The sequence below is a fragment of the Niveispirillum cyanobacteriorum genome (assembly GCF_002868735.1).
Lineage (GTDB): Bacteria > Pseudomonadota > Alphaproteobacteria > Azospirillales > Azospirillaceae > Niveispirillum > Niveispirillum cyanobacteriorum.
Map to the genome: position 1 here is coordinate 228,200 of NZ_CP025614.1, position 8,930 is coordinate 237,129.

4 protein-coding genes are annotated in these 8,930 nt (G+C 63.2%); 1 reads left to right on the forward strand and 3 read right to left on the reverse strand.

The window, feature by feature from the left end; genetic code table 11:
- Positions 1 to 25 precede the first annotated feature (25 nt).
- The 3 genes from C0V82_RS26000 to C0V82_RS26010 are packed head-to-tail and all read right to left on the reverse strand — an operon-like array spanning position 26 to position 5,504.
- Entirely contained in the window at positions 26 to 3,145 is a 3,120-nt protein-coding gene (locus tag C0V82_RS26000; RefSeq protein ID WP_102115361.1) for a glycoside hydrolase family 2 TIM barrel-domain containing protein, read from the reverse strand.
- Positions 3,146 to 3,183: 38 nt separating this feature from the next.
- A complete protein-coding gene (locus C0V82_RS26005) occupies positions 3,184 to 3,927 on the reverse strand; it encodes a SapC family protein (protein WP_102115362.1) in 744 nt (247 codons plus the stop codon).
- A 29-nt stretch (positions 3,928 to 3,956) separates the two neighbouring features.
- On the reverse strand, positions 3,957 to 5,504 hold the full coding sequence (locus tag C0V82_RS26010) for a tryptophan halogenase family protein (protein ID WP_211108008.1): 1,548 nt from the start codon (positions 5,502 to 5,504) through the stop codon (positions 3,957 to 3,959).
- A gap of 519 nt (positions 5,505 to 6,023) precedes the next feature.
- On the opposite strand from C0V82_RS26010, the gene C0V82_RS26015 reads away from it, so the two are divergent.
- Positions 6,024 to 8,822, forward strand: a complete 2,799-nt coding sequence (locus C0V82_RS26015) for a TonB-dependent receptor (RefSeq protein ID WP_158660239.1) — start codon at positions 6,024 to 6,026, stop codon at positions 8,820 to 8,822.
- Positions 8,823 to 8,930: the final 108 nt, after the last annotated feature.

The following is an 8,930-nucleotide window of genomic DNA, read 5'->3' on the forward strand; positions in this document are numbered from 1 at the left end:
ACGCCTAATCCGCGCTACACCCCCCTTATCCCACCCGGAACCGCAAACTGACTGGCCCTACCGGGATGCGGTAGCGGGGGAGGGCGCGGGCGTCGATGCTCCATCCCGTGTCGCCGCCAACCCCCACCTGGGCCGCGTCGATCAACAGGCTGCCGACCGGGCCCGGCTGAATGTCGCTGCTATGCCAGGTGCCCAGTGGGCGGACCTGCAAGTCGGCATAGGGGAAGGAAAGCGCATTGACCGACAGGGGGGTCGCCCCCGTGATGCGCAGCGGGGGCAGGCCGCTGCCCGACAGGGTCAGGAAACGCACATCGGTCTTGTTGCCCGTTTCCTGGGGGCGGGCATAATCATGGTGCTGCTGGTTCAGCCGCCCCTGCCACAGACCGAACGCGGCCCCTGTCTTCCGGTCCACATAATTTTCATGCGGCCCGCGCCCGTACCAGGACAGGTCGGTCAGCCGGGTCGGCATGCTGAAGGCAAGGCCAACGCGCAGCGGGTCGGGCAGGTCGTCCTTCACGGGCGTGAAGGTCCCCGTCACCTCCACCATGCCCGCCGCATCCATGACATAGCGTGTTTCAAACCAGCCACCGCCGGCCCCCAGCGCGTGGCGAACGGTCACCGCCCCCGCCGCATCGACGCTTATGTCGCGCACATGCCGCCATTCCGACAGTTCGCGCCAGACATCATGGGTCTTGTCTACGCCGGCCCCGATATCATTATCGGTCAGCGCGCGGAAGAAGTTGGGCGCACCACCCGACAGCAATTCCTGCCCATTGCGGGCATAGCGGCGCAGCAGGCCCGTGCCTCGGTCCAGAACCAGTTCCGCCCCACCCGCCGACAGGGTGATGGTGCCGCCGCGATCCACAAGCGTCGCCGCCGGCTTCAGCAGGGGCAGGGCAGGCGGCACGTTCAGGGCGAACTGTTCCCAGGCCACGACATGGCCCGCTGGCACGGCCTTGATCGCGTCCTGCTTCGCGGTGGCGCGCAGGGTCAGGACATGGTGGCGTGTATCACCCGCCGCCGGGTGGGGCAGGGGCGGCAGGGTCAGGGCAGCCGTTCCGCCGGCCGGTACGGTCGGCATATCCAGCCGGCCCGACGCCAGCACCTGACCATCGGCCATCACCGACCAATCCAGGTCAAAGCCCGACAGGTCGATCATGTCATGCCGGTTCAACAGGCGCACGGTGCCCGCCGCCGCGTCGAACCCGTCAAAGGCGATGGGGGCATAGACCTTGGCCAACTCATAATAATGCGGGTTGGGCGTGCGGTCGGCCTGGATCAGACCGTCGGTCACGATGCTTTTATCGCCGCGCGGATTGGGTCCAAGGTCAAAGCCGGAACCCCAGAAGGGCCGCCCCTTTTCATCCTTCATCAGGATGGCCTGATCAACCCAGTCCCAGACGAACCCGCCCTGCAGCTTGCGATGGGCCCGGATGGTACGCCAGTAATCCTCCAGATTGCCCAGCGAATTGCCCATGGCATGGGCATATTCGGTCTGGATCAGGGGCTGCTTCCATTGCGGATCGGTGGCGTAGTCCACGATTTTATCGATATCGTCATACATGGGCGCATAGATATCGACATAGTCATTGGGCCGATGCTCCTGCATCAGCGTGCCCCAGCCCAGATAGGAGATCAGGCGTGACGGGTCCCGTTGGCGCACCCATTGGGCCATGGCCTCAAAATTGGGGCCGATCCCGGCCTCATTGCCCAGCGACCAGAAGATGATGGAGGGGTGGTTCTTGTCCCGCTCCACCATGCGGTGCACGCGGTCGACATGCGCCTCCTTCCATTCCGGTTTATAGCCCAGCTGATGGGCGGCGCGGTCACCGGTCTTGTTGCCCATCTCCATATATTCATGGCTTTCCAGATTGGCCTCGTCCATCTGGTACAGGCCATATTCATCTGCCAGATCATAGAGATAGGGATCGTTGGGATAATGTGACAGGCGCAGCGCGTTCACATTGGCCTGTTTCATCATCTCCACATCGCGGCGCATGCTCTCCCGGCTGATGGTCTGAAACTCAACCGGGTCATGTTCATGCCGGTTGACACCCCGGATGGTGACGCGGCGGCCATTGACCCGCACTTCCCCATCAACAATAGCAACCGTGCGGAAACCGATGCGCCGGCTGGTCGCCTCCAGCAGCTTGCCATCCTTGTCCAGCAGCTCGATCAGCAGCGTGTAAAGGCTGGGCGCTTCTGCCGACCAGGGGCGGATATCGGCGATGCGGCCCGACAGGGTGACAGGCGTACCCGCCTTCTTCACGCCGGCTTCACGCGTCAGCAGCAGCTGTGTGCCGTCCAGCACCGTGGCCCGCACGCGCACGCCCCGATCCGGCCCCGCGACATCGACATTCAGGGCAAAGGTGCCCGTCCTGGCGTCGGGGGAAAGCCCGGCCTTCACCTCAAAATCCCGAAGATGCGTGGCAGGGGCCGCATAGAGCGTGACGGAACGGTGCAGACCGTTCACGCGCCAGAAATCCTGATCTTCCAGGTACGACGCATCGGCGAACCGGTACAGTTCCACCGCCACCACATTGCGCTGACCGGGGCGCAGATGGGCGGTGATGTCGAATTCCGACGGCAGCTTGCTGTCTTCGGCATAGCCGACGCGCTGTCCGTTGACCCAGACATAATAGGCCGCCCCCGCCGCCCCGAACTTCAGGAACACGCGCCGCCCCGCCCAATCCGCCGGAATGTCGATGTCGCGACGGTAGGAGGCGACCTCGTTCATCTCATGCGGGATAAAGGGCTGATTGGCGGGGAAGGGGTAGAGGATGTTGTTGAACAAGGGCTTGCCGAAGCCATGGGCCTGCAAGGTGCCGGGCACCACCATGCGGTCCCAGCCCGTGACGTCATAGTCGGGACGGTAGAAATCCACAGGCCGCGCGTCCGGGTTGGGCGACAGGCGCAGCGACCATTGCCCATCCAGGGACAGGTGCCAGCGCTGCCCCGCCGGATCACGCGCCAGGGCGGCCGCCACATTGTCAAACCCGTCAAAGGTGGCCCGCGCCGGTTCCCGCCCCACGGACAGCACCTCCGGCCGTTCCCATTCCGCCCGCACAGGCGCGGGGTCGGCAGCCAAGGCCGGGGCAGACAGAAGGGCGATGACCGCACAGGCGGCCAGCAGGGAACGGTGCATGGGGTGTTTCCCGGTTGGGGTGAGGGGGGCGGTGCCGGTCAATCGCGCAGGGCGAAGGCCAGCTCTGTCAGGGCAGTGCCGGCACCGGCATTGTGCAACTGCTGTAAGCGGTAAAGCTGGTTGGCGGATGCCATCATGACATGGGCGGCGTGCAGGTGGCCGGCACGGTGCAGCCGCAGGACCGCCGCATCGGGCAGGCCCGCCAGAGCGTCCGCCCCGATGCCATACAGCCCTTCCACCTGATTTTCCCGCCCATCGGCAAAGCGCAGGCGCAGGGAAAGCGGGCGGATCACCTCTTCCGCCGCCAGGGCCGCCGTGAAGGCGGCAGCGGCGTCCAGGTCGTCGCGGTGGCGCGACAGCTTATCCGCCACGCGGGTTGCGGTGACGGTGGGTTGGCCGTCCGCACCGAACAGGGCGTCGCCTTCCCGGTCATGCAGGCGGGGGGAGCTTTCCTCCACCGCCAGACCCAGCACGGCGTCTGTATCCTCCGGCGGAGCCAGGAAGAAGGGATGGCGCAGCAACGCCTCGGGCAGATAGGTCGCCTGCCAGCCGCCGCCCAGCATGTACCAGCTGCGCTCCCCCTCCAGCGCGAACAGGGCGCAGAGCGTGAAGCGGCCCGTCTGGGCATGCTTCATCAGGAACAGGGGATAGTCAGTTGCGGCCAGGCCCACTTCTGACAGGCCGATCCTGGCATGATTCTGCCGTTCGGCATGGGCCATATCGGCCTGCGGACGCAGCCGGGCCTTGGCATGGCGGATGGCGTTCAGCGTGAACACGGGCATGGGGATGGTCCTTCCGGGAAGGGTGCTTATCAAACCGCCTGCAAACCATGCTCACGGATGGCGTTCAGCAATTGGCGATGGCGGGGCAGGTCACGCAGGGCCTGTTCGCGGGCGCGCTCTGCCATGGCGAAGGCCCGTTGCGCCCCCGCCGCCTCTCCGGCCAGCGGCGGCAACCCGTCATAGGCCGTCTCAAACCCCATCCCGTGCAGGATGTATTGATAGGAGGGCCAGGAAAACACCTCTGGCTGATGCGGGAAATCGCCGGGGCCGGGCGGGTGATGGCGCCACAGTTCCAGGCGCTCCAGCAGGCCGTCCGGAATGCTGGCCGGGTCGCAATTGTCGCGCCAGAAGGCGGTGTCGGTGCGTTTGGTCAGGATGTAATGCAGCTTCAGGAACTCAATAATCCGGTCCCAATGGTGCAGGAAGGCGCGGTTGAACTGCCGCGACAGCACATCCATCACTGAACGCCGTGCCGGCAACCGGTCGGCAATGAAATCCACCGCCGTTTCAATCAGCATCAGGGCCGATGCTTCCAGCGGTTCCAGGAACCCCGCCGACAGGCCGACCGCCACGCAATTATGCGTCCAGAAGGTTTCGCGGTGCCCGGCGCGGATCTTGATCATGCGGGCAGTCAACCCATTGGCCATCGGTCCGGCATAGCGCCGCAGTGCCGCCTCTGCCTGTTCGTCGGTCGTGTGCCGGCTGGAATAGACATGGCCGACGCCGCGCCGCGTGGGTAGACCGATATCCCAGATCCAGCCCGCATCCTGGGCCGTGGAGATGGTGTGGGTGGCAACCGGCGCGTCATCCCGCTCATACGGCACCTGCAGGGCCAGGGCGCGGTCGCAGAACAGCACGTCGGTGCAATCCTTGAACCCCACGCCATAGGTCCGGCCCAGCAGCAGCGAGGCAAAGCCCGTGCAATCAATGAAGAAATCGCCCTGGACCAGGCCGGCACTGCGCAGGCTCAGGCCCGTGATATCGCCCTCTTCATCCTGATGTACCTGCGTGATGTCATCCACCATATGGATGACGCCCAGCCGGCTCACGGCATGGTCGCGCAGCAGGTCGGCGAACTTACCGGCATCCAGGTGATAGGCGTAATTGGCGATGCCGGCATATTCGGGGCTGGTGATGGATTTGGGGGCCAGCCCCGCCTCGCACAGGCTGGCCTGGAAATCCACCGCCGTCGCGAAATCGGGGCCGCCCTTGCCGGCCAGACGTTGCCAATGGCCGGACAGGTTGATCTGCGTGGCGGCCTGGGGCGGGTTCAGCGGGTGGTAATAGCCGTCGGCATCGGTGCCGTCGGTCCAGCGCACGAACTTTGCCCCTTGTTTAAAGGCGGCGTCGCAATGGCGGATAAAGTCGGTTTCCTTGATACCGATTTTGCGCAGCGTGTTGCGCATGGTGGGCCAGGTGCCCTCACCGACGCCGATGGTGCCGATGGCCGATGATTCAATCAGGATGACGCGCACCGCGTCCGGTCCCTGCGCGTTGCGGGCCGCGATGCGCCCGGCGGTGATCCACCCGGCACTGCCACCACCGGCGATGACGACGGTCTTGACCGGCTTGTCCAAAACATCCTCCCTTATGCATTTCAGTAGCCTTGCCACCGGGTCCTTTAACGGCCCGAACGGGTCCCGGATGCTGCTTTTGCAGCTTGTTCCCAGGGACGGCCAGCTATCCAAATTAAGGGCGAAGGGGTAGGCTTGTCGAGTGCTTTCCATATTTATATGATAAAATAATTGTTAGAAGACTTGTATGACAACTTTTGGGGAAACATGCATAAGCAATTGAAATGCATGTGATTATCTCAGGTCCGCGCTCACCCCACATGACCGCTTCGCCGGAAAATCTGATGCGGGAATATCACACCGGCGGGCTTCCAGGCAGGAAAAGGCCGGTCGTTCAGATTCAAATGTTATATTTGTCTGATAATTCATATATGAATGGGGTCGACCCTGCGGCGACAAGTGTCGTTCATAAGATTCTGTGCCGCAGGTGGTGGGTTTCAAAAATCAGGAACCCCTGGTCGCATCCCTTTCCCGACCGGGGTTCCAGGGAAGCATGACAAGAAAGCGGGAGGATTAGTCAAAATGTCTCAAGACAACAAGGCCCGGCGTCTGTTCGCGGGCAAGACCGGCGTCAGCCTGGCGGTTCTGTGCGCCGCCCTGTCGGCCCTGCCTGCGGGGGCGCAGCAGGCACCGGCCGCCGGCGGCGACACGCTGGAGGAAATTGTGGTGACGGGCATTCGCCGGTCGCTGCTGGCCTCTGCCGAGATCAAGCGGACCTCCGGCGTCATTCTGGACAGCATCGCCAGCGAAGACCTGGGCAAGTTCCCGGACAGCAATGTCGCGGAAAGCCTGCAGCGCATTCCCGGCGTGTCGATCGACCGTAATGGCGGCGAAGGTCAGTTCGTGACGGTTCGCGGCTTCGGCCCCGAATTCAACACCGTTCTGGTCAATGGCCGTTCGTTCGCGTCCGACAATCAGGGCCGTGAATTCTCCTTCGACCTGCTGGCCGCCGAACTGATCAACGGCGCCGACATTTACAAGTCCAGCCAGGCCAAGGTACAGGATGGCGGCATCGGTGCCACCATCAATGTCAAGACGGCCCGCCCGTTCGACATTAAGGGCTTCAAGGCCATCGCGTCCGTGAAGGGCATGTATGAGGATAATAACGAGAAGGTCTCTCCGCAGGGCTTCGCGTTGCTGTCCGGCACCTTCAACGAGGACAAGATCGGCGCCCTGCTGGCCGTGTCCTACCAGAAGCGCGACACGCTGACCCCGTTCACGGCCAACCGTGGCTATATTCCCGGTTCCACCGTCGGCCCGGCCAACCGCCCGATCTTCACCAATGTCTACGCCCCGCGTAACCAGGATGTTGGTCAGGAAGCGCAGGACCGTGAACGTATCGGCGTCAACCTGACGACGCAGCTGCAGGCCAATGACGACCTGCTGTTCACCTTCGACGGCCTGTATAACAAGTTCGACGTCAACAGCCACACCACCTCGCTGGGCAGCTGGTTCGAACCGTCCAGCTACACCGCCGCGCAGATCGATGCCAACCGCACCGTCACCTCGCTGACGACCAACGGCAATGGCGACCTGATCGTCAGCTCCACCAACCGTTTCGTGACGACGAAGGCCGCCGGCCTGAACGCCGAATGGAACGCCAATGACGCGCTGACCATCAAGGCCGACGCGTCCTGGTCGAATGCCAAGAACGATGCCGGCGGCAAGAACGTCTTCACCGTGATCGGCATCCCGTCCTCCTACGGGTTCCGTCAGGCCGAAGGCGGCGGCTTCCCGTCGATCGTCAATTACACGTCCTCGCTGGTCAATCCGGCGCTCGGTCGTACCCATATCGCCATCCGCGAGGGTAATGACGAAGAAGAAGAAGTCTTCGAATACAAGCTGGATACCGAGTGGAAGTCCGACGGCGGCGCCCTGGATGCTGTCCGCTTCGGTCTGGTCAACACCAACCGCCAGAAGGACAGCACGCAGGTCCGGACCGATCCGAACACGCTCTGCCTCTATTGCGGTTACCCGACTTCGGTCGATCCGTCCCTGCTGAAGCCGTTCAGCCTGGGCAGCTTCCTGGGCAGCAAGGGCACGGTGCCGGTCAATTTCATGACCTATGACGCTGAGGCCTATTTCCGCTTCCTGGAGAGCGCTAACTCGGCATCGGCCCTGGACCGTGCCCAGAACCTGCCGGCCGGTACAACGGCGGCCCGCCTGCGCGCCACCAACGGCTTTGCCGCCACCGAACAGCCCAACTCCTTCTCCATTGAGGAGAGCGTGTATGCGGGCTATGTCGATGCGGACTTCAAGGGTGACCTGGGTAACATGCCCTGGTTCGTCAATGTCGGCGTCCGTTATGTTCATACCGAGGTGAAGGCCGCCGGTCGTCAGCTGGCCCTGACGGATCTGCTGCCTGTCGCTGGCGACCCCACCATCTACACCGCCGTCTTCGCCAATAATGGCGTGCCGGTGGAGACCAAGCAGGATGCCAGCTACGATTATCTGCTGCCCAGCCTGAACGTGCGTGTCGATGTTTCGGACGATGTCATCGCCCGCTTCGGCGCCTCGCGCACGCTGACCCGTCCGCAGATCAGCGATCTGGCCCCGCGCACCAACTTCGACACGATCCGTCCGGCGGGTCTGGACGCCAGCGGCGGCAACCCCGCCCTGAAGCCCTATACCTCGGACAATTTCGATCTGTCGTTCGAATGGTATCCGACCAGCACGACCACCCTGTCGGCGGCTGCTTTCTATAAGCGCGTCAACAATTTCGTGGTTCAGACCCGGTCGGCTGAGGCGTTCCGCATCGCCAATGCCGGCGGCCTGCGCGCTGGTTCCGGCGGCATCACCGGCCCGAACGAGGCGACGTTCAATGTGCGTCGTCCGCGTAATGCCGAAAGCGCCAATGTCCATGGGTTCGAGTTGAATGTGAACCACACCATGGACTATCTGCCGGGTCTGCTGGCTGGCTTTGGCTTCCAGGCCAATGCCACCTTCGTGGACAGCAACGCCACCTTCGATCTGGCCTCCACCAACACCTCGTTCGCGCTGGAAGGGTTGGGCGACAGCCAGAACCTGACGGTGTTCTACGAAATGGACGGCCTGTCGGTGCGCGTGGCCTATAACCGCCGCGAAAAGTTCCTGGAATCGCTGGTCAATCCGGATGCCGGCTCCGATCCGGTCTACCGTCGGACCTTTGATCAGGTCGATGCCCGCGTGTCCTATGATGTTCTGGAGAATGTCCAGGTGTTTGCCGAAGGCACCAACATCCTGGGCAATGAGAACGTCACCACGGGGCGCTTCGACAATCAGGTCCTGCGCTACATCGATACGGGCGCCCGTTACGCCATCGGTGTGCGTAGCGAGTTCTGAGGAACCCTCTCCCTTTTTCCTCAAGCCCACTATGGGAGGCGGTCATCCGCCTCCCTTTTTTTTGCCCTGATTTTGGGAGGTTTGCGTGATTGATTGCATCTGGCCCGT